This window comes from Mycobacterium sp. (assembly GCF_035697385.1).
In the GTDB taxonomy this organism is placed as follows: domain Bacteria; phylum Actinomycetota; class Actinomycetes; order Mycobacteriales; family Mycobacteriaceae; genus Mycobacterium.
In genome coordinates this window covers 18,304-45,196 of the sequence record NZ_DASSCY010000024.1, presented here as the reverse complement: position 1 = coordinate 45,196, position 26,893 = coordinate 18,304, and the positions used below count along the sequence as shown (strand labels likewise).

Sequence of the window (26,893 nt, the reverse complement as noted above, 5' to 3'; positions counted from 1 at the left end):
CCACCCGGTAGTCGACGACCAGCATCGGCACGCCAGTGGCGGCGACGTACTCGCGCACGGCCACGTCGTACATCTCACCGATGTGCTCGAGCGCGAAGATCATGCCGCCGCCGTGCAAATACAGCACCGCGCTGCCCGGCTGATTAGTCTCCTGCCGGTAATACCAACCGGCGTTGAGCATTGTGCCGTCGCCGGCCGGCACCCGATATCGCTCCACCTCGACACCCGGCGCCGGCGTCCGCTGGGCTGCCACATGGTCGAACAGGCGGTGGCCGTTGAGGCGGCGGGTCTCGACGTCGCCGATCGGTGGTGCCTCGACTTCGCCGACGGCCGCAAACAGTGGGGCCAGCTCCGCCATCACTTCAGGGTCAGGGACGAGCGCCATGAGCCGACAGTAATGCCTTCACTGTGCCGCGTTGCCTGGTAGAACAAGTTCTAGTTCTGCCGGGCGAGCCGAAGGAGTACTTCCGATGGGTAAGTGGTCACGCGAAGAACTCGAGGATGCGTTCCGGGCTTACCAGCAGGACGTGATCGACGTCGGGAAGACGTGGGACTGGTCGAGCTACGCCGATCATTTCACCGAGGATGCGAAGTATGTCGAGCACGCCTTGGGGAACATGGAAGGCCGGGAAAACATCCGCGAGTGGATCGTCTCGACGATGAACATGTTCCCCGGCAGTGAGATGCCCGTGTACCCCGTGGAGTGGTACTCGATCGACGTCGACAAGGGCTGGGTCATCTTCAAGAACATCAACACGATGAAGAATCCGGGCGACGGAAGTGTGCACGGGGCAGCGGTGATCACCGTGCTCGAGTACGCGGGCGATGGCAAGTGGAGCTACGAAGAGGATGCCTACAACCCGATGAACTTCCTGGTGATGGTGCAGGGTTACGTGCAGCGCTGCCACGAGTTGGGCACGCTTTCCGACGACGGCCGCACGTTCGCCAAGAACATGAATTGGCAACTGGCCTAACGGAATACGAAGTCATCCGGATTCGGCTCGCGCGTCCACGTCCAGTAGTCGACAAGCCGCCACGGGGACAGGCCGTATACCTCACCGAACTTGTTCTTGTAGAACGAGTGCTTGATCGAAGGTTGTGACCACACCATCTTGCGCATCTCGGCCTGGGTGCGGTCGAGCCAGTCCGCGGTTGTCTCCTCCGTCGGCTCCATCGACTTGTGCTCGCCTGCGATGAGGAGCTCCAAACACTGTGTGATGTAACGCATTTGGCACTCCGAATGGAAGATTAAACTACCCCCGCTTGCCAAGTTCGTGCCAGGGCCGTACATGCAGAAGAAGTTCGGGTAGCCAGGCACGGTGATGCCCAGGTACGCCGACGGCCGCTCTCCCCAACGCTCGGACAGTATTTCGTTGTCACGGCCGCGAATCGTCATCGGCCACAGCATCTTGGTGGCCTGAAAGCCGGTGGCGTACACGATGATGTCGGCAGGGTAGCGTTCACCGTCCTCGGTGACCACCGCATCGGATTCGATGTGGTCGATACCGGTGCGCACCAACTCGACGTTGTCGCGGGTCAGCGTCCGCAGCCAGCTGCCGTTGTCTTGCAGGGTGCGCTTGCCCGTCGCGGGATAGTCAGGCACCACCTTGGCCAGCAGCTCGGCGTCGTCGCCGACGTGGCTGCTGATCCACTCGGTGAACATGATCCGCGTGATCTCGTTGATCTCGCTTACGGCCTTCTGCTGGTCCGGATAGTCCGGGTCGACGTAAGCGGCGGCAAGGCCCTTGTCGCAGCCGGGCCAAAACAGCAGGAAGCGGTACCACCGGCCGTAGAACGGCAGATGCCGCAGCGCCCATTGCACACCGGGCCCGACCTTTTCGTGATAGTTGGGGTTCGGGAACATCCACTGGGCGGTCCGCTGAAAGACGGTGAGGCGCTCGACGTCCGGTGCGATTGTCGGCGCGATCTGAAAGCCGCTGGCACCCGCGCCGATCATCGCAACCCGCTTACCGCGCAGGTCAACCGAGTGGTCCCACTCGGCGGAGTGAAATGCCGGTCCAGTGAAGGTTTCCCGTCCCTCGATCGTCGGCAGATTGGGCCGGTTGAGTTGTCCGACGGCGCTGATCACCGCCCGCGCGGTCAGATTCGTCAGCTCGCCGTCGCGGTCACGAGCCCGAATGGTCCAGGTGGCACTGGCGTCATCCCAGACGGCCTCGGTGACTTCGGTTTCCCACAGCACATGCCTGCCGATGTCGTGGCGGTCCAGCACACCTTGGAAGTAGGACTGCAGCTCGGGTTGCTCGGCGAAATAGTGCGTCCACTGATCGGTCGGCTCAAAGCTGTAGCAGTAGAAGTGATTGCCCACGTCGACCCGCGCCCCGGGATAGGTGTTCTGCCACCACGTCCCGCCCACGCCGGCGTTCTTCTCGACGATCGTGAACGGTATGCCTGCTTCCTTCAGTCGGATGCCGGCCAGTAGTCCCGACTCCCCGCAGCCGATGACCACCACCGGGAGTTCGTCGGCCGGGGTGCCGCGCACTGCCCTGGCATCTCGGCCGTCGAGTTCCATCTCCTCGAGAAGCATCGGCACGTATTCGGGCGGGACCGGCTCGCAGACCAGCCACTGCATCATCTCCTGCAACAGCTCCGCCCCGATCGGCTCCGGCTCAGGACAGCCACGGTCGCGGTAGTCCGCGATCACCTCGAGGGCGATCTTGCGGACCGCCGCCTTGTCCTCTTCGGACATGTAGCCCTGCACCTCGTTGAGGAACAGGCCGGCGGGCTTGAGGTCACCGCGGATGAGGCTTGGATCCCCCGACATGTGGACCAGCGACAACATCAACGTCGGGATGCTGACGTCGAGCAATGCCTGCGCGATCTCGTCGTCCGACGTTGTAAACGGTTGTCCGGCATGTGGGTTACGCACCTTAAGGTGCTACCACGCTTGCCCGGCCAGCTGGGCCCACATCGCCAGATTGGGGAACGCAAAAGCACCTGAAATGCCGGGCTTTTGGGGACTTTTGCGTCTGCTCGGCACGCTGGCGGCCTACCCTCGGCAGCGTGGGTATCGCGACGCGAGTCAATGGAGCTACTCCCCCGGACGTGCCGCTGTCCGACGTCGACCTGGGTTCTTGGAAATTCTGGAACCTCGACGACGACCTGCGCGACGGGGCCTTCGCCGCGCTGCGCCGCGAGGCACCGATCTCGTTTCACCCTGCGCTGGAATCGCCAGCCACCGACGACCACGTCGGCCATTGGGCGCTGACCCGCCATGATGACGTCTTCTATGCCAGCCGCCATCCACACCTGTTCAGTTCGAGTCCCAGCATTGTCATCAACGACTCCAACCCGGAGCTGTCGGAGTACTTCGGGTCGATGATCGTGATGGATGATCCGCGACACCTGCGGTTGCGCAACATCGTCAGCAGGGCGTTCACGCCCAAGGTGGTGGCGCGCGCGGAGGCATCCGTGCGAGAGCGCGCCCGCCGCAACGTCGAAGAGATGATCGCCAAGCATCCGGACGGCAAGGGCGAGGCGGTCACCGAGCTGGCAGGCCTGCTACCGCTACAGGTGATCTGCGACATGATGGGCATCCCGGAGGACGACCATCAGCGCATTTTTCACTGGACCAACGTGATCCTCGGCTTCGGCGACCAGGACATCGCCACCGACTACGAAGAATTCGTGAAGATAGCGATGGACATCGGTGCGTACGCGACGGCGCTGGCCGAGGACCGTCGGATCAACCCGAGCGACGACCTGACCACCGCGCTGGTCCAGGCCGAGGTCGACGGTGAACGGCTCACATCGGCCGAAATCGCGTCGTTCTTCATCCTGTTGGTGGTCGCAGGCAACGAGACCACCCGCAACGCGATCAGCCACGGGCTGCTGGCACTCACGCGGTATCCCGACGAACGCGCAAAGTGGTGGGCCAACTACGACGAGTTGGCGCCTACCGCGGTGGAAGAGATCGTGCGGTGGGCGTCACCCGTGATCTACATGCGGCGCCGGGTCACCGAGGACCTCGAGCTGAGCGGAACGAAGATGGCCGCCGGCGACAAGGCGACGCTGTGGTACGTCTCGGCCAACCGCGACGAGGACAAATTTCCCAACCCGTGGATGTTCGACGTCGGCCGCGCACCTAACCCGCATGTGGGTTTCGGGGGCGGCGGCGCGCATTTCTGCCTCGGCGCCAACCTGGCCCGCCGCGAGATCAGCGTCGCCTTCGAGGAACTGCACCGACAGATACCTGACATCGAGGCCACCGAAGAGCCGTCGCGACTGCTTTCGGCTTTCATCCACGGCATCAAGCGGCTGCCCGTGTCCTGGACACCACCGCGCTGAGTTCGTCGCGCGTTGGCCCGTCCGGAACCGGAGGCCGCCAGCCCTCGGCGAACAATGCGCGAGCACGGGTTTCGGCTGGAGCCAGGGTGGCGGGCAGTGCGTCCATCGTCGCGTACGGACCGACAATATTCTTCAGCGCCGGGTCGGCCTCGGCCGCGGCGACGATGAGGTCAGAGGGCAGCCGGCGGCTCAGGTCGACGTCCCCACCGGACCACCGGCGCATCCGATCGGCGTCGGTGTAGCGGTGGTCTTCGAACCACGGCCGAATGTTGGCTTCGCACCACGCGTCGAATTGCGTTGTCGCTGAATCGATATCGCTCGAATTCTGATCGAGCAGGCGGACGAGCTCGCGGGCCTGCATCAACCCCAGCGCCACACCGCGCCCGGCCAGCGGCGTGGTGGTGCACACCGCGTCACCAACCGCGACCAAACCGGGCATCGCAGGCCCGCCGTCCGGACTTCGGTAGGAGTTGTACAGCCTGCCGCCCGGCAGCGCCGCCGAAATCGGTTGCGACCGTGACGGTTCGATCCATTCGACCAGCCGCGGAATTGCGCGAACAGCATCGTCGAACACATCGTGATGCCGGAGCAGGCGAAGCCGCTTGTCGCTGCCGTCGTGCGTGAATGTGATCGAGAAGGCGCCGCCGTCATGGATGAACGCAATGGCGAAGTAGCCGGCGAATCCTAAAGACAGCCCGATCGGCGAATTGACCGGCCCCACTGTCGCGCCGTCGTGCAGCCGGTATTGCCGCGTGACATAGACGGCGCCACAGTCACCGCCTTCCGCCGGCGGGCGATCGTCACCAGTGAATCTGCTGGCCCGGCCTGATGCGTCGATGACGACGTCGCCAACGACCGTGTGGCCACCGACCGTGACGCCGGCCGTCCGGCCCCGGTCCTGCACGAACCCGTCGACGTGACCGGTGACGAGCGTGACACCGTGCTGCGCCTTCGCCGTATCGCGAAGCGCGCGCTCGACGACCTCCCGTCGGCACAACAACGCGACGGGCCCATTCTCGGGCGTCGATGCGACGACCGCTCCCCCGGTGGTCAGATCGTCCAGCACATCGGGCATTTCGGCTCTCAGCGCATCGACGACCTGCCTGCGGAATGTGTGGGCATGGTGAAACTGCATGACGCCCCTTCGCTGCCACGCCGCGCCGGCGCTCGCTGAAGGCGGTCCCGCATCCCGGTCGACCACGAATACGTGGTGGCCGCGCCGCGCCAATGCAACCGCGGTGAACAGACCGGTCGGGCCGGCTCCGACGATGACGGTTCGCACGATTGCTCCAAATTAAGGTAGTATTAAGTGTAATGAATACACTCAGAGTTACCTAGAATGCCGGCCTCTGTCAAGCGCGACTACCGCTCGGAGCTACGAACCGCACAGGCTCAGGCGACCCGGCGCTCCATCGTGGCCGCCGCATCTCGGCTTTTCGTCGCGGACGGCTACGGGGCCACCACGATCGATGCGGTCGCCGAAGCCGCGGGCGTCAGCCGCAAGACGGTGTTCACGGCGGTCGGCGGCAAAGTCGACCTGCTCAAGCTGGCGCTGGATTGGGCGGTCGCCGGCGACGATCGGCCGGTGCCGGTCGCGGATCGTCACGGAATGCGAGATGCCTTGGCACAGGACGACCCCGTCGCGCTGCTGCGGGGATGTGCACACGAAATGGTCGCCATCACCGAGCGGTCCGCCGGTCTGGCCCAAACGCTCGAGGTCGCCGCCGGCATGGACCCCGCAGCCCGTGACCTCGCGGAGCAGGGCCAGCGCCACCGCCTCGACGATGCCCGCACGATCGTCGACCGCCTGCGTGATCTCAATGCCTTGAGGGGCGACCTCGCTCTTGACGAGGCGGTCGATGTGGTGTGGCTGGCCATCGACCCCTGCCTGTTTCACCGGCTCGTGAGCGTGCGGGGCTGGTCCACCCGCCGATTCGAGGACTGGCTGGCGCGCCACTTGCTCGTGCAATTGATCGGCGCATAGGGCGGTTTGTCGTTGCCGCGGGCGGGCACCCCATTGGGAGCCGCAAATCGAGCACCTGATCCGGCCAACCAGTCCTGTCGTGCGGGTATCGCCGTTGCCCTACATCGTCCCGCTCGTCGAGCACGGCGTCGACCACCCTGCCTATGTTGTCGTGGTCGTCGATCACGCCGGCGGCGACATCACGCTTCACCGCGACGGCACACTGGTCGCCGATACCGTCGAAGGCGAGGGATATCCGGTGCACAAGGCATCCGGTGCGGAGACGCCCGGCTATGGCGACCCGCAGCGGTCCGCCGAAGGAGCCCGGCAGAAGAACATCGAGCGGTGACCGACCGAAGGTCTCGCGGGCGTGACCGCCGCGTTGCGCGCCGGCGCGGTCGAAACGTTGATCATCGGCGAGATCGGCGATGCCACCGTGGTCGCCGGTGATGACCTCGCCACCGTCGCTCCAAATCCAAACGTGCTGTCCGAGTTGGGAACTGCGGCGACGCAGACGCTGCGCGCCGACGAGGCGCTGCCGATGGTGGCGATATCGACCGGAGCAACCTTGGTCCGCACCGACGAACGCATCGCGCCGGCCGACGGTGTCGGAGCGATACTGCGGTATCCGTTGCGCTGACTACCGAGACTGCATGGCGTTGGCCAGAGCCGCGATGGGGCTTTCATCGATGTGCTCGTACAGGTCTTGCGCGTTCGCGAAAACCGCTTTCGCGCCCGCCTTTTCGAGTTCATCGCGCGAGACGCCACCACTGAGGACGCCGATTGTGGGGACGCCGGCCCGCTCGCACGCCTCGACGTCCCACACCGCGTCACCGACGAACACGGCATGGGCGGCGTCCACGCCCGCACGATCCAGTGCGACCTGGATGATGTCCGGCTGCGGTTTGGCGGTGTCCACATCCTTTGACGAGGTCGCGGCCGACACCAGGTCATCGCTCGCGAGCACGTCGCGCAGGATCGACAGCTCGTCCTCCGGTGCCGATGTCGCCAGAACGACTTGCAAGCCAAGACCTTCCACCCGCTCCAACAGCTCCCGGGCACCGGGCAATGGGCGCAGCAGGGACGCCGTCTCTTTGTAGTAGCGCGAATGTAGATCCTTGGCGCGCGTTCGGGTGTCGTCATCGGCGCTTTCAGCCAGCGACGCGACGAGCGTGGAACCGTCCATCCCGATCGACCGGTGAATACGCCACGCCTCGATGCTCAGCCCGACGTCGGTGAATGCGCGGTACCAGGCGTGGACGTGCAGATAGTTCGAATCGACGAGAGTGCCGTCGACGTCGAACAGCACCACCGGCGCGTTGCCGTCATAGGTCACGAACGGCGTTGCTCGTGCCGCGCGCGTTCCTGTGCGGTTGTGCCGGGCTGCATCTGCGGGGTCTCGGCATCCTTTGGGCCCTGGACGTCGCTGCGCTTTGGGTCCAAAGTGTCGGCGTGCTCGCGCCGGGCGTCGAGTTCTTCGCGTGAGGTGGTCGCCGCGTCGCGATGGGTGGCGGCGGTCTGCTCCAGCCGGGCCGCCTCGGCGGCCTTCGCCTCGGCCTCGGCCTTGGCGGCGCGCGCCTTGGCCTGGGTCTCCTCGACGAACGCCTCTCGCCTCTCGACCCGCGGAGTCTCCTGACCGACCTCTTCGCGAATGCGCTCAGCCTGCACGTGGCGGCGCCGGTTGCGGGCGTTCCGCGCGACTAGTGCCACAACGGCGATGACGACAATCGCCACAACGGCGACGATGATCCAGGTCATGGTGTTGTCCATGTCGGCTCCTTCGGGCGTTCGGTCAACGGCGGTTGACGAATCCGCTAATTAGGCGGGATGCCCCTGGCGCCTGATGTCTAAACCGGAACCCGCTCGTTTGGCGGGCGTGTCAGGCGTATCCTGACAACTCAGGAGGGCCGGATGGCAACCACAATCGCGGAATTGCGATGCACGTTCTGCGGCCGACGGCACACCGAGGTCGCCAAGCTGATCGCGGGGCCAGGCATTTACATCTGCAACGGATGTGTCGGCCTGTGCCAGGAGATCCTCGACCGCGAGACCGAAGCCAAGCCGCCCTCGCTTCCTGAATGGGCATCGCTAACGGATGACGAACTGCTGCAACGCATCCCGTTCATAGCCGCGTCGGCGGCCAACATCGAGGCGGGACTCCGCGATCGCGTCCACGAACTGCGGGACCGCGGCATCTCGTGGGCGCGCATTGGCGCGGCACTGGGCATGACGCGCCAATCGGCGTGGGAACGGTTCTCCGTTACTTGACGATCAGCGTGCCCTTCATCGACGGGTGATAGATGCAGTAAAAGGCGTACTCGCCCGGTTCGGTCGGCGCGGTCAAGGTGCCCTGCTGATTGCCGTCGACGTGAACGTCGAACTGGCCGGCGGTCTCCGACGTCACCGAGTGCTCGGCGGAATCGTCGTTCTTGATGGTGATCTGCGCGCCGGGCGCCACCGTGACGGGTTCGCCGAAGCTCATATTCGCCATGGTGATCGTCGCGGCGCCGGCCTCCGCGGGTGCGCTGGTGGCTTCTGTGGTGCCGGTCGCCGCCGCCGTCGTGGTCGGGCTACCGGTCAACGTGGCCGTCGCGGTACCACGTTCCTCTGGAGTATCGCTGCCACACGCGGCGACCGCCATGACAAGGCACAACGTCGCCAAGAGCACATGGATTCTCTTCATCTTGTTCCCCTCACAAATACGCCGCCCCGAGGAACACGATTATCGATCTGCATCGGTTCAAGCATCTGCTGTTTCGCAGTATGCGCGCAATCTGCGGGACTCAGAAGGAGCCGTAGGCGGGCGGCCACACGCCGGCCTGAGTACTACAGCGTCGCGGTGACGGGTCCGGTCGTGTCACAACTCGGCTGCGGCGGATTGCCTTTCACGGCGCACCCTCTGCCGGTCGCCACGTAGGTCGCACCAGGCCGGTACGGCTGGTAGTAGACCTGAGCGGGGATGATCCCTTGCCCTTGGTCGCATTGCTCGGCACCATCGCTGCCCTGCAACTGCACGCATACCGCCGAGAGGTAGACGGTGGACTCATCACAACTGGCCGGAGACAACGTCGCCGTGACCACGTCGGTCCCCGAGATTTGCACAATGTGTGGCGGTGACAGCGTGTAGGAGCACGTCTTCGGCGGGCTGGGCTCGGCCTGGGCCACACCAGTGGTTGCGGCGAACGTCAACGCTACGGCGAGAACCGCCAGCGACCGGGCCATTCCTGGATAGTAGATCACCGCAGGTGGCGCTCATCGATGATGAACAGAACCAGCGTGACAGCGAGAAATCCAGCGGGCAGCCAGATCGCGTGCACTCCCCAGGCCAGACTGGCCACTGCGCCGATGAAGGCGCCGGACGCGAATGCGAGAGTCAACGAGCCGTACACCGCGAACGCCCCTCGGGCATCGGCCTTTCTCGCGAAGAAGCCGTCATAACCCGCTTCGACGAATCGCATGAGGTTGCCGGTGGTGGCGACTGGCAGATAGACGAGTTCGCCGATATTGCGAAACAGGCCGATCTGCATGGCCGCCAGAAAACTGATCGGCACCGTGACGTAGCTATGAGGTACCGATGCGGGCACGAATCCGATGATTCCGAGCGCAATGGCCTGGATGGCCATCGTCCAGCGCAACGGATGCATCACGAAGCGTTCGATACCGCCGGACTTGATATGTGACGCCAGCGCAACTCCGCCAATGAAGGCAAGCAACGGCCAGAGGTGAGCCAGCGCCGCCGCCCATTTGCCCTCCGAACCGTCGATGGCGAAGAAGATCACGTTGGCGGTCTGGACATTGGCGAAGACACCGCCGCGCGTCAGATAGGTGTGGGCGTCCAGGAATCCATTGGCGAGGGTCAGAAGGATGGCGAACCACAGGCTTCTCGCGCGCTCGGTGTCGGCTGGGCCGGACATGGTGCCACCCATCCGGACAACGTAGCCCGTCGCGGTCTAGCTTGCGCCAAGCGCGTCGAGCATGCCCGTGGCCGCACGCGGCCAGGTGAATTGTTCGGCGCGTAGGCGCGCGCTATTGCGGCGCAGCACTTCCGGCTTGCTGATGATGGCTGTCACGGCGCGGGCGATCGCGTCGGCGTCGTTGTCGGCCGCGGCTCCGCTGTCATTGGTGAGGATTTCGGCGAGCGCCGACGTGCGCGACACCACTGCCGGTGTGCCGCAGGCCAATGCTTCGAGTGCCGCCAGCCCGAATGTTTCATGCGGACCTGGCGCGAGGGCGACATCGGCGGTCGCCAGGATGGTGGCTACGGTGTCGCGGCAGCCGATGTAGCCCGTGAAGTCGACAGGCAGACGGGCCGCCTGGCGTTCCAGCCGGGCCCGCAGTGGACCCTCCCCGACAACGACGAGCCGGGCATCGATTCCGGAATCCTGCAGCGCGGCAACAGTATCGATGCTGCGGTGCGCGTGCTTCTCCACGGACAGTCGGCCGCAGTGCACCAGCAGGGTCTGGTCAGGCCGTGCCCATTGCTGCCGCGCCAGTGGCGAATGGCGGCGCGGATGGAACTGGTCCAAATCGACCCCCAGCGGCACCGTGACCACGTTGGGGGCGTGTATCCGGTCGAACTCCTCACGAGCGAACGCGGTGGTGCAGACCACGGCGTCGTAGCTGGCCGCTGTCCGACGGTTGGCCACGTTGGCGACGGACCGTGCCGCGCGAGCGGGAAGTACCTGGCCGACAAGGCGATCGAGTCGTTCGTGAGAGATCATCACGGTGGAAACACCGTGCCGCCTGCCCCAGCCGCCAAGAGAGCGCAGCGTCAACCGGTCCGACACCTCGAGCGCGTCCGGTGCGAGTTGCTCGAGCAACGAGGTCACCGGTCCCGGCAACACCGCGCGATAACCACCGGTGAACGGAATCAGCCTGGCGGGCAAAGAGATACGCACAACTCCCGTCGGTAGCTGGTGCCACTCGGAGAACCGGCCAGGAACGACGAGGAAGACTTCGTGTCCTCGGGCACAGTATTCCGCGCCAAGGCGATCTATCGCAGTACGCAGGCCCCCCGAACGCGGGCCGTAGAAGTTAGCGACTTGAACAACCCGCATGGGCTGAATGTGGACGGGACGCGTGTGCGGTCAACAACGCGCCGTGAACCGGTGTCTGAACAGACCGTGAATACGGCGCTAGTGTCGATCGATGGCACTTGAGCTGCGCGGCGTGGTGATGGATTCAGCCGATCCTGTCGCGCTGGGCCGGTTCTGGTCGGAGCTGCTTGGGCGCTCCAGCACGGAGCAGAACCGCGGTGTCGCGGTATCCCTTGGTGAGCAGGTGGACTTGGTGCTCGTTGACGCTGTCGACCCCAACCCCGGCAAGAACCGCCTGCACTTCGATCTGTCGTCGACGTCGCCGGACCACCAGGCCGAGCTGGTTCATCGTGCCAGGGCGCTTGGTGCTGCGCCGGTGGACATCGGCCAGGGTGCGGTGCCGTGGGTGGTGCTCGCCGATCCGGAGGGCAACGAATTCTGTGTGCTCGAACCCCGTGAGGAGTACATGGCGTGCGGTTCGGTTGCCGCGTTGGTGGTTGACGCTCTGGACCCGCCGGCTCTCGCGGCGTTCTGGTCGCACGCGACCGGGCTGCCGATGACCCGCGAGCATCCGGAGTACGCGACCGTCCGCCGGGAATCAGGCTTCTGGCTCGAGTTCGTCCGGGTATCGGAACCCAAGGCGTTACCGAACCGGGTGCGCCTTGATCTTTCGCCGGTCGCCGACGGCAACGTCGGAGCAGAACTAGCCCGCCTCGAGACGTACGGCGCCGCGGTGAATCAGCGTGACGATGGATCGGCTGTGCTGACGGATCCGGAGAAGAACGAGTTCAGCGTGACAGCCTGGCGAGGGATTAGCCGACGTATCGGGTGAACCAGTCCTGCACACGGCGCCAGGCGTCGTCCGCTGCTGTGGCGTTGTAGCGCTCCGCGTTGGTGTCGTTGAAGAACGCGTGGTTGGCGTCGGGCTCGGTGACGAGTTCGTGGACCAGTCCTGCCTTTTCGAGCGCCGCCCGCGCCACCGGCTCAGTCGCGTTGACGCGTTGGTCGAGCGACCCATAAAAGCCAAGTACCGCAACATCTTTCGATCCGGCGAAGTCAGGGTTGTCCGGCGTTGGCCCGTAGAACGGCACCGCGGCGGCCAGCTCAGGGCTGCCTGCCGCGAGCAGTTGCCAGACGAAGCCGCCGCCCATGCAGAACCCGACGGCCGCGACCTTCTTCCCCGGCACACGTCGCTGCAACTCGGCGATGCCCGATTTGAGGTTGGCCACGGATTCCTCGGGCGGGATCTTGCCCAACGCCGCGGTGGCTTCGGCGGGGTCGGCGAACTTTGCCGTCCCGCCCTGGCCCGACAGCAGGTCGATGGCCAGCGCCGAGTATCCGATGCCTGCGAATCGGCCCGCCACCGACCGGGTCCAGTCGTTGAGACCCTTGTTCTCGTGGATGACCAGCACCCCGCCGCGCGCATCGGGCGCCTCGGCCCATGCCGCCTGCAGCTCTCCTCGCGGGCCGGCCCAAGTGATCGGCGACGTGGGCAGTGCGCTCTGCGAGCCTGGCGGCGGAGCACTGACGGTGGCCGGCTCACTGGACGTCACGGGTGCTTCTGCGGTGGGTTTGTCGTCGGCGCATGCGGCGATCAGAGCGGTGGCCGCCGCCGTGCCAATGCCGAGCAGTGCCAGCCGGCGCAGGGCTTCGCGTCTGGACAGCAGGCCGTCGACGTGATCGGTTGCGATTTCTTCGGCGATGTAGCGCTGTAACGGTGTCACCCTCGCGAGTATGCGCCCGCGTGGAAGATTCGGCGTTGGGATTCGCGCTGGCACGCAATACTCCCCCAATGGAATGGACACCGGACCCAGACACCTTGCGCGGCCGCGTCGCTGTGGTGGCTGGTGCCACCCGTGGCGCCGGACGGGGCATTGCAACCGCCCTCGGCGAGGCTGGTGCGACGGTGATCTGTACCGGCCGCAGCAGCGTCTCGGGTAACGCGCAGTCCGACTACGACCGTCCGGAGACCATCGAGGAGACAGCCGAACTGGTCACCCAACTCGGAGGGACTGGCATCCCCATTCAGGTGGACCATCTCGACATCTCGCAAGTGCAGAAGTTGGCCGACCGCATCCGAAAAGAGCACGGCGCCATCGACATCCTCGTCAACGACATTTGGGGAGCCGAGGTCCTCAAGGGCCACCCGCCGACGTGGAACAGGCCGATCTGGGAGCACAACCTCGAGGACGGCCTGCGAATTCTGCGACTCGGGATCGACACCCATCTGATCACTTCGCACTGTCTGCTGCCACTGCTCGTCACGCGCCCCGGCGGTCTTCTCGTCGAAGTGACAGACGGGACAAAGGAATACAACGACTCCACGTACCGCATTTCGGTGTTCTACGACCTGTCCAAGGTCGCAGTGAACAGGCTCGCCTACAGCCATGGGCACGAGCTCGAGGCATTCGGTGCCACTGCCGTCGCGGTGACACCGGGGTGGCTGCGCTCGGAGATGATGCTCGACAACTGGGGCGTCACGGAGGACAACTGGCAGACCGCGATGGACCCCGGCCGGTCAGACGGTCCCACCGCGCCGCCGGCGTTCGCCGATTCCGAGACGCCGCGATACGTCGGCCGCGGAGTCGCCGCGATCGCCGCCGACGCGAGCCGTTCGCGGTGGAATCAGCGTTCGGTGACCTCCGCGGAACTGGCGCGCGAATACGGCTTCACCGACCTCGACGGCCGCCAACCCGACGGCTGGGTGTGAACCTAGCCCCAGGTCAGACTTGTGAGTAGACATTTTTTCAAATCTGTTCACCGATTTCGTTGACACCCGCGACAGCGGACTGTTCTATGACTTGGTGAGCTACGACACGATCATCCGCAACGGCCGCTGGTTCGACGGCACCGGCGCCCCGTCGGCAGTACGCAACCTCGGCATCCGCGACGGCCACGTCGTCGCGATCACGCCGCACGACCTCGACGACACCGACTGCCCACAGGTGGTCGACGCGACGGGCAAGTGGGTGTTACCGGGCATGATCGACATCCACACGCACTACGACGTCGAGGTGCTGGGCGGGCCGTCGCTGTCGGAATCGCTGCGCCACGGCGTCACCACCGTCATGCTCGGATCCTGCTCGCTGTCGACCATCCACATCGGCGGCGTGGATGCAGGCGACATCTTCGGCCGCGTCGAGGCCATCCCGCGCGAGCATGTCATCGGCGCCGTCGACGAGCACAAGACGTGGACCAACTGCGAGGAGTACATCCAGGCGCTCGAGGCCCGTCCGCTCGGGCCCAACGTCGCGGCGTTCATCGGCCATTCGGATATGCGCGCCGCAACCATGGGCTTGGACCGCGCAACCCAGAAGCGCCAACGTCCGACCAGAACCGAGCAAGCCCAGATGGAGAAGTGGCTTGACGAGGCGCTGAAGGCGGGCTTCGTCGGAATGTCCTCGCAGCAATTGCTTTTCGACAAGCTCGACGGTGAGGTCTGCCGATCGCGAACCCTGCCGTCCACCTATGCGAAGCCCCGCGAACTGCGGCGCCTGAAGTCCAAGCTTCGACGCGCGGGCAGGATCCTGCAGTCCGGGCCCGATATCGGCAACCCGTTCAACCTCGGTTCCCAGGTCGTGCAATCGCTGGGGGTCTTCCGCAATCCGCTGAAGACCAGCCTGCTGTCGGCCGCGGACGTCAAATCGAATCCATACGCCATCACGATGATGGGACCGGTTGCGCGCTTCATCAACCGCCTTGGTGGCAACTTCCGGTGGCAGCACCTTCCGGTTCCGTTTGAGGTCTACGCCGACGGCATCGACCTGGTCATCTTCGAGGAGTTCGGCGCCGGCGCCGCTGCGCTACATCTACGTGACGAGATGGAACGCGACGAGATGCTGCGCGACGAGGCGTACCGCCGTCAGTTCCGCAAGCAGTACGAGAGCAAGTTCGGAGTGCGGGTCTGGCATCGCGACTTCTTCGACGCAGACATCGTCGACTGTCCCGACGCGTCGGTGATCGGCAAGTCATTCGGTGAGGTCGGCAGGGACCGCGGTGGTTTACATCCCGTCGATGCCTTCCTGGATCTGGTTCTCGAACACGGCAAGGCATTGCGCTGGCGCACAACCATTTCCAATCACCGTCCCGAAGTGCTCAAGAAGCTGGCGCGCGAGCCCGGCGTCCAGATGGGCTTCTCGGATGCGGGCGCGCACCTTCGCAACATGGCGTTCTACAACATGGGGCTGCGCCTGCTGCGGCACGTCCACGACGCCGAGAAGGCGGGCAAGCCGTTCATGAGCGTCGAACACGCCGTGCACCGGCTCACCGGTGAACTGGCCGACTGGTACCGAATCGACGCCGGGCACTTGCGCATCGGCGACCGCGCCGACATCGTCGTCGTCGACCCCACGCGGCTCGACTCCTCCTTGGACGCCTACGCCGAGGATCCCGTCGACCAGTACGGCGGGTTGTCCCGCATGGTCAACCGCAACGACGAGACCGTGACCGCGGTGTTCGTCGGAGGCCGAGCGGTATTCCTGGACGGTGAGGCGACCGACGTCATCGGCACACAGCGCACAGGACGGTTCCTGCGCGCCGCCCACAAGGCCCCGGCTCTTTCCGCTCCTGAAGCCGAGTTGGCAAGTGTCAGCTGAGGAAACGGTCCTGGCCATGTGGAAGGCGTTGTCCGACCGCGACTGGGACTCGTTGAAGACCTACCTGTCCGAGGACTGCATCTACCTCGACATGCCGGTCGGTCCCACGGCGGCGGCACGCGGTCCGGAAGACATCGTCAAGCGGCTCAAGATCGGACTCGAGCCGTTGGCGTCCTACGAGAACTTCACCGGACTGATGCTCACCAACGGTGCCGACGTCATGTATGAGCATCACGAGGAATGGCATTGGGCCACAGGCGAATCTGCCACCTTGCAGTTCGTCACCGTGCACCGCGTGCAGGACGGCAAGATCACGTTGTGGAAGGACTACTGGGACATGGGTGCTCTTGCGAATAACGCCCCGCCCACCTGGATGGAGGACTTCGCGAACGCCGACATGTCGTGGGTCTTCGACGCGACGGGTCTGGTCTAGGCGGGGGGCGTCGCCCCAAGCACGCGTTGGAGGTCGGGCTTCATCGCCTGTAGCTGCGAACCCCAGTACGCCCAGCTGTGGGTGCCGTTGGCTGGGAAGTTGAATACCGCGTTGCGCCCGCCAGCGGCGAGATACTTCTGCTGGAACTCCTTGTTGGTGCTGATCGTGATGTTCTCGAGGAACTGTGAGCTGTACAAGGCGCCGAAGTCGCCAGGCGTGTCCAAGTCCGACGATCTGCCGTTGCCGCAGTAGACCCAGACGGCGGTGTTGTTGGCCACCAGTGTGGGAATGTTGACCATCGGGTCGTTGCGCCGCCATGCCGGATCGCTCGTCGGCCCCCACATTTGAGTCGCGTTGTAGCCGCCGGCGTCCTTCATGGAAAGGCCGATCAGCGTAGGCCACAACCCGTGTGACGGGTTCAGGTAACCCGACAGCGAGCCCGCGAAGATGAACTGAGTCGGATGCCAGGTCGCCAGCGTCAGGGCGGCGCCGCCGGACATCGACAACCCGACAACCGCGTTGCCCGTCGGTGCGATGCCCTTGTTCGCGGCCAGCCAGGCCGGCAGCTCCTGGGTCAGGAACGTCTCCCACTTGTATGTGGTGGTGCCTGCGCTACCGGCCGCCGGCTGATACCAATCGGTGTAAAAGCTGGACTGTCCGCCAACCGGCATCACCAGTGACAAGCCGGACTGATAGAACCACTCGAACGCCGCGGTGTTGATGTCCCAGCCGCTGGCGTCTTCCTGGGCCCGCAGGCCGTCGAGGAGGTACACCGCATGCGGGCCACCGCCCTGGAACTGGACGCGAATGTTGCGGCCCATCGACGGTGAGGGCACGTCCAATTGCTCGACCGGCAAGCCCTCCCGCGAGTACGCCGCTGCCGTGGCGGTCAGTCCCGAGATGCCCATCAGGCCGGGCAGCAGCATCGCCGCCACGGCGGCCACCACCCATCGCCGCCATTCGCGAGATAACACCGGTCATGCCTTCCTGGTAGGTCGTCACCGGCAAGCTAGCAGCGGGTCGAGCACCAGCAGGCTTGGCCACGCCCGCCGTGATCACCTTGATATCTATGTCCTGAGTCGTTAATTCGTTGGCAGGTTTGATAGGCCGGGTGGTGGGCAAAGCCGACGGCGGTGGATCGTCGAAACCTACGTTTTGTCGCGCTCTTCTCGCACTTCCTCTGCAAAACGTACGTTTCGCGAGTCAAGCGCCCGCCGTGACCACCTTGATATCTAGCTCATACGCTCCAGGCCAGCCGGAACTTCTCGGCCAGCTCATCGGGCGGCAAGTCCCCGTAGTTCTCGTGCTCGTAGCGTCGAACCGCCACCACGGCGTCGACCGCCTCGTCCCCGAGAATGCCGCGCATCAACGGGGATTCATCAAGCGCACTGATCGCTTCGGACTGGCTCGACGACAACAGCGCCATGCGGGCCTGCCTGCGCTGTTCGTCGGTCAACGTGGCCGGGTCGACGGTTGTTTCGGGAGGCAGCGGCAGTTTGCGGTCTATTCCGTAGAGGGCAAGCCCGAGAATCGCGGCGGAGGCGAGATATGGATTGGCCGACGGGTCGATGACTTTCACCTCGACATTGGCTCCGTGTGGGTTGCTCGGTCCACCGATGAGGTATCGCACTGCGGCTTCGCGGTTCTCGGTGCCCCAGCAGACATATGCACCTGACCACAATCCTGGATGCATGCGCAGTCCCGACACCACCGAGCCGCACAGGATGCCCTGCGCTTGCGGCAGGCCCGCGAGAAGACCGGCAACCGCAGACTCCCCTTCCGGAGTCATTCCGGCGACACCGGTTCCGTCGGAGAACAGCGGTGTGTCCCCTCGTGACATTGAAAAGTGTTGATGGGAACCGGATCCGACGCTTCCAGCAAACGGCACCGGAGAGAGACTCACGCGCAGACCGTACTGCCGTGCTACCCGGCCGATGATGATGCGCATCAACACCAGCTGGTCTGCGGCTGCGACGGGTGGCTGTGGCGACAGCGAGATCTCGAACTGGTTGATGCCGTACTCCGGATGGAACTGCTCGATGGCGACGCCGGAACCGGTGGCGGCGTTGGTGACATCTCGTACGAAGCCCTCGAACTCCAAGACCCCGGCCAATCCGTACTGGGCCCACATGTGCGAAGGGAGCCGGCTGCCGTCGGGCCCGACGAGGACGAACTCCATCTCATGGCCCACGACCGTGTCGATGCCGGCATCGGACAGCCGCTCCTCCATACGGCGCAGCACGCCGCGCGTGCAGTATGGGTCCGGTGAACCGTCCTGATTAAAGAAAGCGCCTGGCGCCCAAGCCAATCCGTCGCCGAGGATGCGCAACGCAGTCAGGTCGATGCGGATGCGCTGATCCCCAACGACGCCGATCGCGTCGCCGAAGACGGTGCCAACCTGGTCGACTGCGAAGACGTGCCAGACCGAGCTGGCTCCGAGGCCGGGATCCGCGAAAGCTCCCATCCGGCGCAGCGGGACGGTTTTGGCGTGCGTGAGGCCGGCCGGGTTGACGACCGTGCCGATCAGGGTGGCGACTCCGTCGGCCTCCAGTTGGGCGATGGCCGCGGCGGCGAGCGGTTTGGCTGCCCGTGAAGTCACGGGAGCCATTCTCCGCTCAATTGGGGCGAATTAGAGCGTGATCTTGCAGGTTTGGCCGATGTCGAGCGTGCGCAGCATCCGGCCCATGCCCAGCCACATGGCGCAGGACAGCGCCAGGTCCGTCAGCAGTTCGTCGTCGAACTGCTCCTTGCAGCGCGCCCAGAAATCCTCGTCGTCGCGCAGGCCGGTGTGGTCGCTGGCGAACCGCTCGGCGAACTCCGCAGCGACGCGTTCCTGCTCGCTGTAGCCGGGCCAGGTTCGCCATTCCGCGGCGTGGTCGTAGAGATCTTCGTCGACGCCTGCCGCGATGCCGTCGGAGTCGCGGGTGTTCTGGCAGACCACACATTCGTTGTCGAGTGCGATCACCATGCGGGCCAACTCGCGCACGCGAAGCGGCAACCGGCCCTTCGTGTAAACCGCGTTCGTGAAGCCCGCCATCGCGGTCCCGATCTCCGGTGACTTCAGCACCCAGCCTGCCGCGTCATCGTCGGCGAAGGCTCCAATTCGGCTCATGGCGGAATCGTACGCCGCGTCCGACAAAAGTGGAACGCGTTCTAGAAACGTGTAAGAAACTGCAGCTCACCGGCCCGCCGCAGCGAGTTCGGCTGGCTCCTCGTCCCAATCACGCTGCACCAGCACCCGGTGCGCGATGCGCTCCAGCGCCGCTTCCACCTGTAGGCGGTCCGGGCGGCCGTCGAAGGTCGGTGAGGCGGCCAGCTTGTCCACGATGCGATTGATCAGCGCCGCGGACACGACGTCGACCTGCCGGGCGCCGGCCTGCGTGAGCCAGAACAGGTCGTCGGTCCGCAGTGCGTAGCCGGATTCGACGAGGCGGTCGAAGGTCGGTTCGATCACTTCGCACGGGACCCGCAGCCTGTCGGCGATTTCGGTCAGTCGCGCGGAGCCGAACACCTGGTTGTGCCGGTAGATCTGAATCAGTGCCCACAGTCGTGCGATGTCGAGGTTGCAGTCGGGCTTTTCGCAGATGTTGCGCAGCCGGATCTCGGGCGACTGGCGCAGCATCCGGCCGATGGCGATCTCCAGCATTTTCTCCGGCGATTCCGTGCTCGGCATCGCAAACCCGTCACCGAGATCGACAGCGACGGTTTCCATCTCGCGCAGCGGAATCTCCTTGAGGGTCCATGCCACCACGAATCCGACGAACGCCACAGGTGCCGCACACAGGAACACCAGTCCGAGCGAGTCGGCGTAGGCGTTGACGATCGGGATGGCGACGTCGGCCGGTAGCTGATGCAACGCCTGTGGGGACTGCGCGGCTTCTGGCGGCGCGCCGCTGGCAGCCAGGGCGGGTCCGATGCGGTCGCCGAGGAAGTTCGCGAACAGCGAGCCGAATATCGCTGCGCCGAAAGAGCTTCCGATGGTACGGAAGAATGTCACGCCAGATGTCGCGACGCCCAGATCGTCAAAGTTCGATGTGTTCTGCACGATCAAGATGAGCACCTGCATGCACATGCCGATGCCGGTGCCAAGGATGAACAGGTACAACGACTGCAGCAGCACAGGTGTCTCGGCGCTCATCCGCGACAGCAACAAGAATCCGACGGTCATCACCGCGGTGCCGACGAGCGGGAAGATCTTGTACCGTCCGGTGCGGCTCACGATGACACCGCTGCCCATCGATGTCAGCAGTAGGCCGGCCACCATCGGCAGGGTCCGCAGGCCGGATACGGTCGCCGACACCCCGTCCACAAATTGCATGAATGTGGGCAGGAACGTCAGTGCGCCGAGCATAGCGAACCCGACGATGAAGGAGAGCACGCAGCACACCGTGAACACGGGGCTGCGGAACAACCGGATAGGCAGAATCGGTTCCGCGGCACGGCTTTCCACCCACACGAAGGCCGCGAGCGCTAGCGCCGATCCTACGAAGAGTCCGATGATGACCGGCGAGCTCCACGGATAGGTGCTGCCACCCCAGCTGGTGGCCAGCGTGAGGCCGGAGGCGCCCAGCGCGATGAACACGATGCCGGTGTAGTCGATGACGGGGCGGGTGGTGGACTTGCCGAGGGCCGGAATCGCGGCTGCCGCGACGAAGAACACGACCACCGCCACCGGCACGTTGATCCAGAACGCCCACCGCCAACTCAGGTGATCGGTGAAGAAACCACCCAGCAGCGGCCCGACCACCGTCGTGACACCGAACACCGCGCCCAACGCGCCTTGATAGCGGCCACGGTCACGCAGCGGGATGACTTCACCGATCAGCGCCGTGGCCGTCACCATGATCGCACCGCCCCCGATGCCCTGCAGCGCGCGCGACGCCACCAGCATGGTCATCGAGCCCGACAACCCGCACAGCACCGAGCCGACCAAGAAGGACAGCACAGCCGCCCCGAAGATCAGCTTGCGGCCGAACAGGTCACCGAGCTTGCCGACGATCGCGGTGGCGATCGTCGAGGCCAGTAGATAGCTCGTCACCACCCAGGATTGGTGCCCGGCGCCGCCGAGATCGGCGACCACCGTCGGCAGCGCGGTCGCAACGATGGTCTGGTCCAACGCGGCCAACAGCATGCCGAGCAGCACCGCAACGAAGATGAAGTTGCGGCGCTGCGGACTGATCAGCGCACTGCTGGACTCTGGATCCGCGGCAGTGGCCGTGGCTGCTGGGCTCGTCATACCAACCTTTCCATCGGATGCCGAAAACTCTCTAGCCATATCGTTAGACAAGCTATGAAAGTTACAGCGCCACGGAAGGGTTGCCGCTATGGCGAGCGGGAAACGGCTGCGGCGACTACAGGGAGGTCGGAGGGCGGGAGACGCACTGCGCGGAGTAGAGCTCTTCGCCGAGCTTGTCCATCAACTGCAGCTGGGTCTCCAGATAGTCGATGTGGTCCTCTTCGTCGGCCAGGATCTTCTCGAACAGGTTGGCGCTCGTCGCGTCTTCCTTCTTGCGGCACATGATGATTCCGGGCTTCAGCCGCGCCACGACTTCGTATTCGATCGCGAGGTCGGCCTCGAACTGTTCGCGCAGCGTTTGGCCGACCCTCAGTGAAAACAGCCGCTGATAATTTGGCAGGCCATCCAGAATCAGGATGCGATCGGTGATCGATTCCGCATGCTGCATTTCTTCGAACGATTCTTTGCGGGTGTATTCCGCTAATTCCGTGAAGCCCCAATTGGCCTGCATCTTCGAGTGCAGGAAATACTGATTGATGGCCGTGAGTTCGCTCGTCAACTGCTCGTTGAGCAATTTCAGAACGTCCGGATCGCCTTGCATGATCGCTCCTAAGCAACTTGAGGGCTGGTCAAGCGTCGCTGTTTGCCGCGCACTTCCAATCTAGTACCCCGGACGCGCGAAAGCGCACCTTATCGGTTGAGCGAGGCGTGTTTTCGTCTCTTCTGTCGATTCGTGGCGACCGGAGGCGCGCAGATCAGGTGGGTAGTCTGGACTGCCTACGCTAAGTAAGGTTAGACTGCGCTAACAGTTGGCGGACCGCAGCAGACAGGCAGGAATAGCAATGAGTGAGTACGATTTGCACTCACTTATTCTTGCGTGTGATTTCCGCGTCGACGATGTGAACCGGATGTGGAAGTGGCTCAAGAAACACCGCGACGGTCTGGCCGCTATTGGTGCGCATCACGTCGTTCTGTACACGTCTATTTGGGAACCTCGGCGGGTATTGGTGACCATTGGAATCCGGCAGGCCGGATCGGTTCGCGACGTTTTGCGGTCGCCGGCGATATTCGAATGGTTCGACATATCGGGAGCCGACGACATACCGCCCATATTCGGCGGTGAAGTTGTCGAGAAGATCGATCTGTACGAGCCGTCGCCCGAGGAACACGTGGGCCGGGTGGTCGTCGGGGGGATGGCCGCAGTGGACGACGTGTCGGCGCTGATGGTCAAGGTGCACGACGGTCTCGAACGCTTCAAGCGCGGCGGTGTCCGGAAGATCTGGGTGTACCGGGCGCTCGACGACGGACGGGAAGTGATGATCCTGCAGGAGATAGAGGACGAGGTCGCCGCCCGACAGTGGATCGAGCATCCCGACGCAGCCGCGGAGTGGATGTCCAAGGCAGGTCTCGGCGCGTATCCCACCCAGTTCGTCGGCAAGTTCGCCCACCTGATGACCGTCGACGAGCAGAGCTGACGGGGCCGCGATGTTTGTCTGCCTGTGTACCGGTGTCACCAGCCACGACGTCAACGAGGTCGTGGCCAACGGTGCGACCACCTCCAAGCAGATCGCGGAGGCGTGTGGCGCCGGTGGCGACTGTGGTCGATGCCGCCGCACATTGCGGGCGATCATCGCCGCCCATCATGAGGTCAACGGCTGCCCGTCGCGCAGTCTGAGTTCCTAGCCGAGCAGCTGGCCGATCCGGTCCACGCAGAAGCCGATCAGATCGAAGTCCTCGGTGAGCAGGCCATCGTCGCGGAACCTGGCCGCCAGCCGCGAGACCGGAAGGGCCATCTCTACGGCAGCGAGCACTTCGTTGTAGCGCAGGTTCGTCACTGGCTTGCCCGACAACCGCTCGTAGCGCGCGATGGTTTCCTCGCGGCTCGGTGTGCCGTCGAGGCGAGGGTGCCCCTGGTATTCCGAGCATGCCCAGTCGCTGAAGAGCAGCCAGGCGAGGTCGGCTTCATGGTCGCCGATGTAGGCGAGCTCCCAGTCGAGCACCGCGACGACCTCGAACTCATCCCCGTACAGAATGTTGGACAGCCTGCTGTCGCCCCAGCACAGGACCAGGTGCTCGGGAGCATAAAGGTTGTCTCGCAACCACTTTGTGGCCGCGGATAGCTCGGGACGAGGGTTGCCAGACGAAACCCACAGCAGCATGTCGGAGTAGTAATTGACAACTTGTTCAAGCGGATGCGCGCCGCGCTCCGGCATCAGCAGCCGATCCAGGCCAAGGCGTCGCCAGTCAAGTGCGTGGACGTCGGCGATCGCCTGCACGCAGCCCCACCACATGGTGGCCCGCTGCTCGGGGGTGGCGTCGAAGTACATGCCCTGACAGTGGTACGACGGGAAGTCGCCCGGGCTGCCCACCGTCTGCAGCTGTTCCATGACGAAGTACGGGGTGCCCAACTGCTGGTCACCGCGGTCCAGCCAGCACACGGTCGGAACTGTGATAGGCGAATTCTGCAGCCGGTTCATCACCAGGACCTGTCGCAGCAGGTCGTAGTCCGGAAACAGGCTGACGGCCGGCGGCCGGCGAAACACCAACTCTTTCAGCGTTGTCGGGCTCCCCTTTTCGCCGGACAGCAGATCGAACAGGTACGTTTCCGTCGACAGGCCACCGTCGGCCGAACGCCAGTTTGCGATTCGCGCCTCGGCTGCGCCAGGAATTCTCTGCCGCACGATCGGCTCGAGCAGACCGGCTATCTCATCTGCCTCGGGACGTTGCATGATGACCCTCGCGATCTCTGTGAAACGCGGCCCCCGCCAATATCCGAAAAGCGTAACCTGCGTCGGTGGCGTCAGGGATTCACGGCATCGACGGTGGGCGGCTGGCGCCGAGTCCGCGTCGCATTGCCGTCGCCGGGCCACGGCGCGGTGAAGAGGCCAGGGATGATCCGGCCGATGCGCCACAAGCCGATGGAGGCGACCACAGCGAATATCCACGTGCACAACACGACTCCGGCTCCGACCAGCGTTGAGGCCGGCAGCGACCGGATGCCGGGAATCGAATAGACGGCGGCGATCAGCGGCATGTGCAACAGATATATCGGCAGCGTTCTGGTGCCGAACCAGCTAAGAATCCTGGCACGGTGCAGGTAGGCGGCGAGGGTGACGCCAAGCGCGATGCCGGCCGCACACAGCGGAATGAACATCGGCCAGCCGCCGATGGCTGCGGCCGCCGTACCGACCGCCCAGATTCCGGCTGCGGCCGCAACGCTCACCGCCGTCGTTCGGTCAGCAAGCGCCATCAGTATGCGTTGCCCGTGCATGCCGGCAAAGAAGGCGAGGCCGTACATGGTGATGTACTCCCACGCCCAGCCCATCGAGATGAGCCGGGTGGCCACGGGGACCGCCAGGGCAGCCACGATCGTCAGCTGAACCCAGACCGGCAGAGGTGAAAGTACCTTTGCTGCAAGGAAGTACATCGCCAGCGCCAAGATGTACCACGGGCCCACGCCCGGATCGGTGAACAGCGCAGGCACGTGACGCAGCCCGAAGTTGATCCCCTCGACGGGTGTCAGTTCGAAAGCGGCGTTCCATAAGGCGGTCCAAATCCCATAGAGATAGAGGAACGGCAGCACCCGGTTGACCAGCAGCCATCGCCAGGACCGGGACGCAGCGTGCCGAAAGAACAGGCCCGACATCGCGAAGAAGAGAGGCATCCGGAACGTCTGCAGCATCCAGTTCACGGAAATGGCCGTCTCACTTGCCCACTGTTCGTAGGCGGAGAACTGGATGGCGTGATGGAGCACAACCAACAGAATGGCAATGCCCTTGGCCCTGTCGACCCAAGCGATTCGCGTCACGTTGGCGGGGCGGGATCCGACGTCAAAACGGGTCGGCTACCCGTCGGCGCCGCGCCGGCCGGTGAACTCGGCAAGGGCATCGGCGTTGGCCGCAGCGCCGAGCAATACGGTGAAGTGTTCGATTTCTCTGGCCGTCGCCGCGGCGATCTCGGCGCGGGTCGGCTCCACAATGGTCTGCTTCACCGCCATCAGGCTCGGAATTGGCCGGGAGGCAAGGATTTCGGCGTGCCGACGGGCCTCGGTCATGAGGTCGTCGGGTTCACACACCTTCCATGCCAGACCCATGCGGTGAGCTTCGGCCGCGTCGACCCACTCCGATGACAACAACAGCCATGCCGCGTTCTGCCTACCCATCAATCGCGGCAGCAGGTACGACGACGCCGCCTCGGGCGCGACGCCCAGGCTGGTGAACGGTGTCTTCAACCGCGCCGTGGATGACATGAACACCAGGTCTGCGTAGCCGAGAAGCGTCGCGCCGATTCCGACCCCGACGCCGTTCACGGCGCAGATCAGTGGTTTCGGAAGGTCGGCGAGGGCCTCGATCATGTCGGAGAAGTGACTGCCCTGCTCATTGAACGCGGGATCGGTAATGCGCCTTTGCATCTCGACGAGGTCGTTGCCCGCGCTGAATGCCCGGCCTGCGCCGGTCAACAGCACCACGGCCACCTCCGTATCGGTGGCCGCGTCTCGAAGCGCCACCGCCGTCGCGTTGTAGAGCTCCTCGTTGAACGCGTTGAGGACATCGGGCCGATTGAGCGTGAGGGTGCGCACCCGGTTGTCGTCGCTGGTCTGCAGAGTCACGGTCATCGGATCACCGTACGGTGAAGGGTGTTCGGAATACGTACCGGCTCGTCGGCACGGTGTCGACATCGCGATTCGCGCCGAACGCGGCGGTGCTGGCGATCATGCGTTCCATGCGGTCGCGCAGGTCGTCGTCGTCGGCGGCACCGAAGAACGCGTGCAGGTCGGATATCGCCTCTTCGGGAAACAGCTCCTCGACGATCGCGGCAATGACAGGCGCGTCTGGCGTCAATGCGCGCACCACGGCGTTCTGGATGTACCCGAAAGTCGACTGGGTTGCGATGGCCACCGGTGTGTGGTCGATGTGCCAGCGCGTCCGCCACGTCGCCTCGTCCAGGTCGTCGGGCCTGCGCAGCAGCGCTACGTTGGCCAATCCAGGGGTGCGGTCCCCCGACGCTGTGTCCGGCGGTGGTAGCGGCACGGACTCGGTGACCAGGTACGCGGCCACGTCGGCGCACTCCTTACCCAGCAGCCCTATTGCCGCGCGAACCTGATCGCCGTACGACTGCTGGGTCCACACGCTGACCACGGCAACCACCGGCGGGTCCAGCGTGGTCAATGTCATCAGAGAGTCGCGCACGATGTCGTCACGGACGTTGACTGCGAGACCCGGCAGCTCCAGATCGAGTAGGCCGGCAGCGACGTCGTCGCGGATCCGGGTGCACCACGATTCATCCGAATCGGGTGCCCGAAGCGTGATGATGACTTTTTCCACG

The 26,893-nt window shown here is 64.6% G+C and carries 28 protein-coding genes and 2 pseudogenes; 11 read left to right on the top strand and 19 right to left on the bottom strand.

Annotation, left to right across the window (positions count from 1 at the left end; all coding sequences use genetic code 11):
- Positions 1-385: pseudogene (locus tag VFH65_RS02330) on the bottom strand (alpha/beta hydrolase); the annotation flags it as partial.
- Between the two features lie 85 nt (positions 386-470).
- Between VFH65_RS02330 and VFH65_RS02325 the strand changes: the two are divergent.
- A complete protein-coding gene (locus VFH65_RS02325; protein ID WP_353319516.1) occupies positions 471-974 on the top strand; it encodes a nuclear transport factor 2 family protein in 504 nt (167 codons plus the stop codon).
- Here VFH65_RS02325 and VFH65_RS02320 read toward each other — a convergent pair.
- On the bottom strand, positions 971-2,887 hold the full coding sequence (locus VFH65_RS02320) for a flavin-containing monooxygenase (RefSeq protein WP_353319515.1): 1,917 nt from the start codon (positions 2,885-2,887) through the stop codon (positions 971-973). The two genes, VFH65_RS02325 and VFH65_RS02320, sit on opposite strands and share 4 nt — an antisense overlap.
- A gap of 134 nt (positions 2,888-3,021) precedes the next feature.
- Here VFH65_RS02320 and VFH65_RS02315 point away from each other — a divergent pair, with 134 nt between their 5' ends.
- A complete protein-coding gene (locus VFH65_RS02315) occupies positions 3,022-4,305 on the top strand; it encodes a cytochrome P450 (protein WP_353319514.1) in 1,284 nt (427 codons plus the stop codon).
- Here VFH65_RS02315 and VFH65_RS02310 read toward each other — a convergent pair.
- The gene (locus VFH65_RS02310; protein WP_353319513.1) at positions 4,268-5,587 is read right to left on the bottom strand and encodes an FAD-dependent oxidoreductase; all 1,320 of its coding nucleotides are present in this window, start codon (positions 5,585-5,587) and stop codon (positions 4,268-4,270) included. The genes VFH65_RS02315 and VFH65_RS02310 overlap by 38 nt on opposite strands.
- Before the next feature lie 57 nt (positions 5,588-5,644).
- Between VFH65_RS02310 and VFH65_RS02305 the strand changes: the two genes are divergently transcribed.
- Together VFH65_RS02305 and VFH65_RS02300 are read left to right on the top strand one after the other, a co-directional pair.
- On the top strand, positions 5,645-6,289 hold the full coding sequence (locus tag VFH65_RS02305) for a TetR/AcrR family transcriptional regulator (RefSeq protein ID WP_353319512.1): 645 nt from the start codon (positions 5,645-5,647) through the stop codon (positions 6,287-6,289).
- Between the two features lie 49 nt (positions 6,290-6,338).
- Positions 6,339-6,908 (top strand): annotated as a pseudogene (locus VFH65_RS02300) (hypothetical protein); the annotation flags it as partial.
- On the opposite strand, the gene VFH65_RS02295 reads toward VFH65_RS02300, so the two are convergent.
- Both VFH65_RS02295 and VFH65_RS02290 read right to left on the bottom strand, forming a co-directional pair.
- Positions 6,909-7,604 carry an HAD family hydrolase gene (locus VFH65_RS02295; RefSeq protein WP_353319511.1) on the bottom strand — a complete coding sequence of 232 codons (696 nt, stop codon included), beginning with the start codon at positions 7,602-7,604 and terminating at the stop codon, positions 6,909-6,911.
- On the bottom strand, positions 7,601-8,038 hold the full coding sequence (locus VFH65_RS02290) for a hypothetical protein (RefSeq protein ID WP_353319510.1): 438 nt from the start codon (positions 8,036-8,038) through the stop codon (positions 7,601-7,603). The genes VFH65_RS02295 and VFH65_RS02290 overlap by 4 nt, the downstream gene beginning before the upstream one ends.
- 141 nt (positions 8,039-8,179) lie before the next feature.
- Here VFH65_RS02290 and VFH65_RS02285 point away from each other — a divergent pair, with 141 nt between their 5' ends.
- Positions 8,180-8,536, top strand: coding sequence for a ClpX C4-type zinc finger protein (locus tag VFH65_RS02285; RefSeq protein WP_353319509.1), 357 nt, complete (start codon positions 8,180-8,182; stop codon positions 8,534-8,536).
- Here the strand turns inward: VFH65_RS02285 and VFH65_RS02280 are convergent.
- The 4 genes from VFH65_RS02280 to VFH65_RS02265 form a co-directional block, all read right to left on the bottom strand.
- Entirely contained in the window at positions 8,529-8,951 is a 423-nt protein-coding gene (locus VFH65_RS02280; RefSeq protein WP_353319508.1) for a cupredoxin domain-containing protein, read from the bottom strand. The two genes, VFH65_RS02285 and VFH65_RS02280, sit on opposite strands and share 8 nt — an antisense overlap.
- Before the next feature lie 143 nt (positions 8,952-9,094).
- A complete protein-coding gene (locus VFH65_RS02275) occupies positions 9,095-9,490 on the bottom strand; it encodes a hypothetical protein (RefSeq protein ID WP_353319507.1) in 396 nt (131 codons plus the stop codon).
- Positions 9,491-9,504: 14 nt separating this feature from the next.
- Positions 9,505-10,194 (bottom strand): YoaK family protein, encoded by a 690-nt coding sequence (locus VFH65_RS02270; RefSeq protein ID WP_353319506.1) that lies wholly within the window; start codon positions 10,192-10,194, stop codon positions 9,505-9,507.
- 24 nt (positions 10,195-10,218) lie between these two features.
- On the bottom strand, positions 10,219-11,325 hold the full coding sequence (locus VFH65_RS02265) for a glycosyltransferase (RefSeq protein ID WP_353319505.1): 1,107 nt from the start codon (positions 11,323-11,325) through the stop codon (positions 10,219-10,221).
- Between the two features lie 91 nt (positions 11,326-11,416).
- Between VFH65_RS02265 and VFH65_RS02260 the strand changes: the two genes are divergently transcribed.
- A complete protein-coding gene (locus tag VFH65_RS02260; RefSeq protein ID WP_353319504.1) occupies positions 11,417-12,136 on the top strand; it encodes a VOC family protein in 720 nt (239 codons plus the stop codon).
- Here the strand turns inward: VFH65_RS02260 and VFH65_RS02255 are convergent.
- Complete coding sequence (locus tag VFH65_RS02255; protein WP_353319503.1) at positions 12,117-13,028, bottom strand: dienelactone hydrolase family protein; 912 nt, start codon at positions 13,026-13,028, stop codon at positions 12,117-12,119. The two genes, VFH65_RS02260 and VFH65_RS02255, sit on opposite strands and share 20 nt — an antisense overlap.
- Positions 13,029-13,096: 68 nt before the next feature.
- Between VFH65_RS02255 and VFH65_RS02250 the strand changes: the two genes are divergently transcribed.
- The 3 genes from VFH65_RS02250 (at position 13,097) to VFH65_RS02240 (ending at position 16,332) form a co-directional block, all read left to right on the top strand.
- Positions 13,097-14,014, top strand: a complete 918-nt coding sequence (locus VFH65_RS02250) for an SDR family oxidoreductase (protein ID WP_353319502.1) — start codon at positions 13,097-13,099, stop codon at positions 14,012-14,014.
- 94 nt (positions 14,015-14,108) lie between these two features.
- A complete protein-coding gene (locus tag VFH65_RS02245; protein ID WP_353319501.1) occupies positions 14,109-15,899 on the top strand; it encodes an N-acyl-D-amino-acid deacylase family protein in 1,791 nt (596 codons plus the stop codon).
- A gap of 16 nt (positions 15,900-15,915) precedes the next feature.
- Positions 15,916-16,332 (top strand): nuclear transport factor 2 family protein, encoded by a 417-nt coding sequence (locus tag VFH65_RS02240; protein WP_353319519.1) that lies wholly within the window; start codon positions 15,916-15,918, stop codon positions 16,330-16,332.
- On the opposite strand, the gene VFH65_RS02235 is transcribed toward VFH65_RS02240, so the two are convergent.
- From VFH65_RS02235 to bfr, 5 genes are all read right to left on the bottom strand, one after another.
- Positions 16,329-17,258, bottom strand: coding sequence for an esterase family protein (locus VFH65_RS02235; protein WP_353319518.1), 930 nt, complete (start codon positions 17,256-17,258; stop codon positions 16,329-16,331). The two genes, VFH65_RS02240 and VFH65_RS02235, sit on opposite strands and share 4 nt — an antisense overlap.
- A gap of 311 nt (positions 17,259-17,569) precedes the next feature.
- Positions 17,570-18,940, bottom strand: coding sequence for a glutamine synthetase family protein (locus VFH65_RS02230; protein WP_353319500.1), 1,371 nt, complete (start codon positions 18,938-18,940; stop codon positions 17,570-17,572).
- A gap of 21 nt (positions 18,941-18,961) precedes the next feature.
- Positions 18,962-19,444, bottom strand: coding sequence for a carboxymuconolactone decarboxylase family protein (locus VFH65_RS02225; protein ID WP_353319499.1), 483 nt, complete (start codon positions 19,442-19,444; stop codon positions 18,962-18,964).
- A gap of 66 nt (positions 19,445-19,510) precedes the next feature.
- Positions 19,511-21,568 (bottom strand): MDR family MFS transporter, encoded by a 2,058-nt coding sequence (locus VFH65_RS02220; RefSeq protein WP_353319498.1) that lies wholly within the window; start codon positions 21,566-21,568, stop codon positions 19,511-19,513.
- Between the two features lie 115 nt (positions 21,569-21,683).
- Entirely contained in the window at positions 21,684-22,169 is a 486-nt protein-coding gene (gene bfr / locus VFH65_RS02215) for a bacterioferritin (RefSeq protein WP_353319497.1), read from the bottom strand.
- Between the two features lie 241 nt (positions 22,170-22,410).
- Here bfr and VFH65_RS02210 point away from each other — a divergent pair, with 241 nt between their 5' ends.
- Both VFH65_RS02210 and VFH65_RS02205 read left to right on the top strand, forming a co-directional pair.
- Positions 22,411-23,043 (top strand): fatty-acid--CoA ligase, encoded by a 633-nt coding sequence (locus VFH65_RS02210; RefSeq protein ID WP_353319496.1) that lies wholly within the window; start codon positions 22,411-22,413, stop codon positions 23,041-23,043.
- A 10-nt stretch (positions 23,044-23,053) separates the two neighbouring features.
- Positions 23,054-23,251, top strand: a complete 198-nt coding sequence (locus tag VFH65_RS02205) for a (2Fe-2S)-binding protein (protein WP_353319495.1) — start codon at positions 23,054-23,056, stop codon at positions 23,249-23,251.
- Here the strand turns inward: VFH65_RS02205 and VFH65_RS02200 are convergent.
- The 4 genes from VFH65_RS02200 to VFH65_RS02185 form a co-directional block, all read right to left on the bottom strand.
- Complete coding sequence (locus VFH65_RS02200) at positions 23,248-24,297, bottom strand: phosphotransferase family protein (protein ID WP_353319494.1); 1,050 nt, start codon at positions 24,295-24,297, stop codon at positions 23,248-23,250. The genes VFH65_RS02205 and VFH65_RS02200 overlap by 4 nt on opposite strands.
- A 71-nt stretch (positions 24,298-24,368) precedes the next feature.
- The gene (locus tag VFH65_RS02195) at positions 24,369-25,376 is read right to left on the bottom strand and encodes an acyltransferase family protein (protein ID WP_353319493.1); all 1,008 of its coding nucleotides are present in this window, start codon (positions 25,374-25,376) and stop codon (positions 24,369-24,371) included.
- A 36-nt stretch (positions 25,377-25,412) separates the two neighbouring features.
- Positions 25,413-26,177, bottom strand: coding sequence for an enoyl-CoA hydratase/isomerase family protein (locus VFH65_RS02190; protein ID WP_353319517.1), 765 nt, complete (start codon positions 26,175-26,177; stop codon positions 25,413-25,415).
- 10 nt (positions 26,178-26,187) lie between these two features.
- Entirely contained in the window at positions 26,188-26,892 is a 705-nt protein-coding gene (locus VFH65_RS02185; protein ID WP_353319492.1) for a hypothetical protein, read from the bottom strand.
- Position 26,893: the final 1 nt, after the last annotated feature.

Coding starts and splice junctions, on each gene's coding strand:
- VFH65_RS02325 (WP_353319516.1), top strand. CDS start 471: ATGGGTAAGTGGTCACGCGAAGAACTCGAGGATGCGTTCCGGGCTTAC.
- VFH65_RS02305 (WP_353319512.1), top strand. CDS start 5,645: ATGCCGGCCTCTGTCAAGCGCGACTACCGCTCGGAGCTACGAACCGCA.
- VFH65_RS02290 (WP_353319510.1), bottom strand. CDS start 8,038: ATGGACAACACCATGACCTGGATCATCGTCGCCGTTGTGGCGATTGTC.
- VFH65_RS02285 (WP_353319509.1), top strand. CDS start 8,180: ATGGCAACCACAATCGCGGAATTGCGATGCACGTTCTGCGGCCGACGG.
- VFH65_RS02280 (WP_353319508.1), bottom strand. CDS start 8,951: ATGAAGAGAATCCATGTGCTCTTGGCGACGTTGTGCCTTGTCATGGCG.
- VFH65_RS02275 (WP_353319507.1), bottom strand. CDS start 9,490: ATGGCCCGGTCGCTGGCGGTTCTCGCCGTAGCGTTGACGTTCGCCGCA.
- VFH65_RS02270 (WP_353319506.1), bottom strand. CDS start 10,194: ATGGGTGGCACCATGTCCGGCCCAGCCGACACCGAGCGCGCGAGAAGC.
- VFH65_RS02265 (WP_353319505.1), bottom strand. CDS start 11,325: ATGCGGGTTGTTCAAGTCGCTAACTTCTACGGCCCGCGTTCGGGGGGC.
- VFH65_RS02260 (WP_353319504.1), top strand. CDS start 11,417: ATGGCACTTGAGCTGCGCGGCGTGGTGATGGATTCAGCCGATCCTGTC.
- VFH65_RS02250 (WP_353319502.1), top strand. CDS start 13,097: ATGGAATGGACACCGGACCCAGACACCTTGCGCGGCCGCGTCGCTGTG.
- VFH65_RS02240 (WP_353319519.1), top strand. CDS start 15,916: ATGTGGAAGGCGTTGTCCGACCGCGACTGGGACTCGTTGAAGACCTAC.
- VFH65_RS02235 (WP_353319518.1), bottom strand. CDS start 17,258: ATGCTGCTGCCCGGCCTGATGGGCATCTCGGGACTGACCGCCACGGCA.
- VFH65_RS02230 (WP_353319500.1), bottom strand. CDS start 18,940: ATGGCTCCCGTGACTTCACGGGCAGCCAAACCGCTCGCCGCCGCGGCC.
- VFH65_RS02225 (WP_353319499.1), bottom strand. CDS start 19,444: ATGAGCCGAATTGGAGCCTTCGCCGACGATGACGCGGCAGGCTGGGTG.
- VFH65_RS02220 (WP_353319498.1), bottom strand. CDS start 21,568: ATGACGAGCCCAGCAGCCACGGCCACTGCCGCGGATCCAGAGTCCAGC.
- bfr (WP_353319497.1), bottom strand. CDS start 22,169: ATGCAAGGCGATCCGGACGTTCTGAAATTGCTCAACGAGCAGTTGACG.
- VFH65_RS02210 (WP_353319496.1), top strand. CDS start 22,411: ATGAGTGAGTACGATTTGCACTCACTTATTCTTGCGTGTGATTTCCGC.
- VFH65_RS02205 (WP_353319495.1), top strand. CDS start 23,054: ATGTTTGTCTGCCTGTGTACCGGTGTCACCAGCCACGACGTCAACGAG.
- VFH65_RS02200 (WP_353319494.1), bottom strand. CDS start 24,297: ATGCAACGTCCCGAGGCAGATGAGATAGCCGGTCTGCTCGAGCCGATC.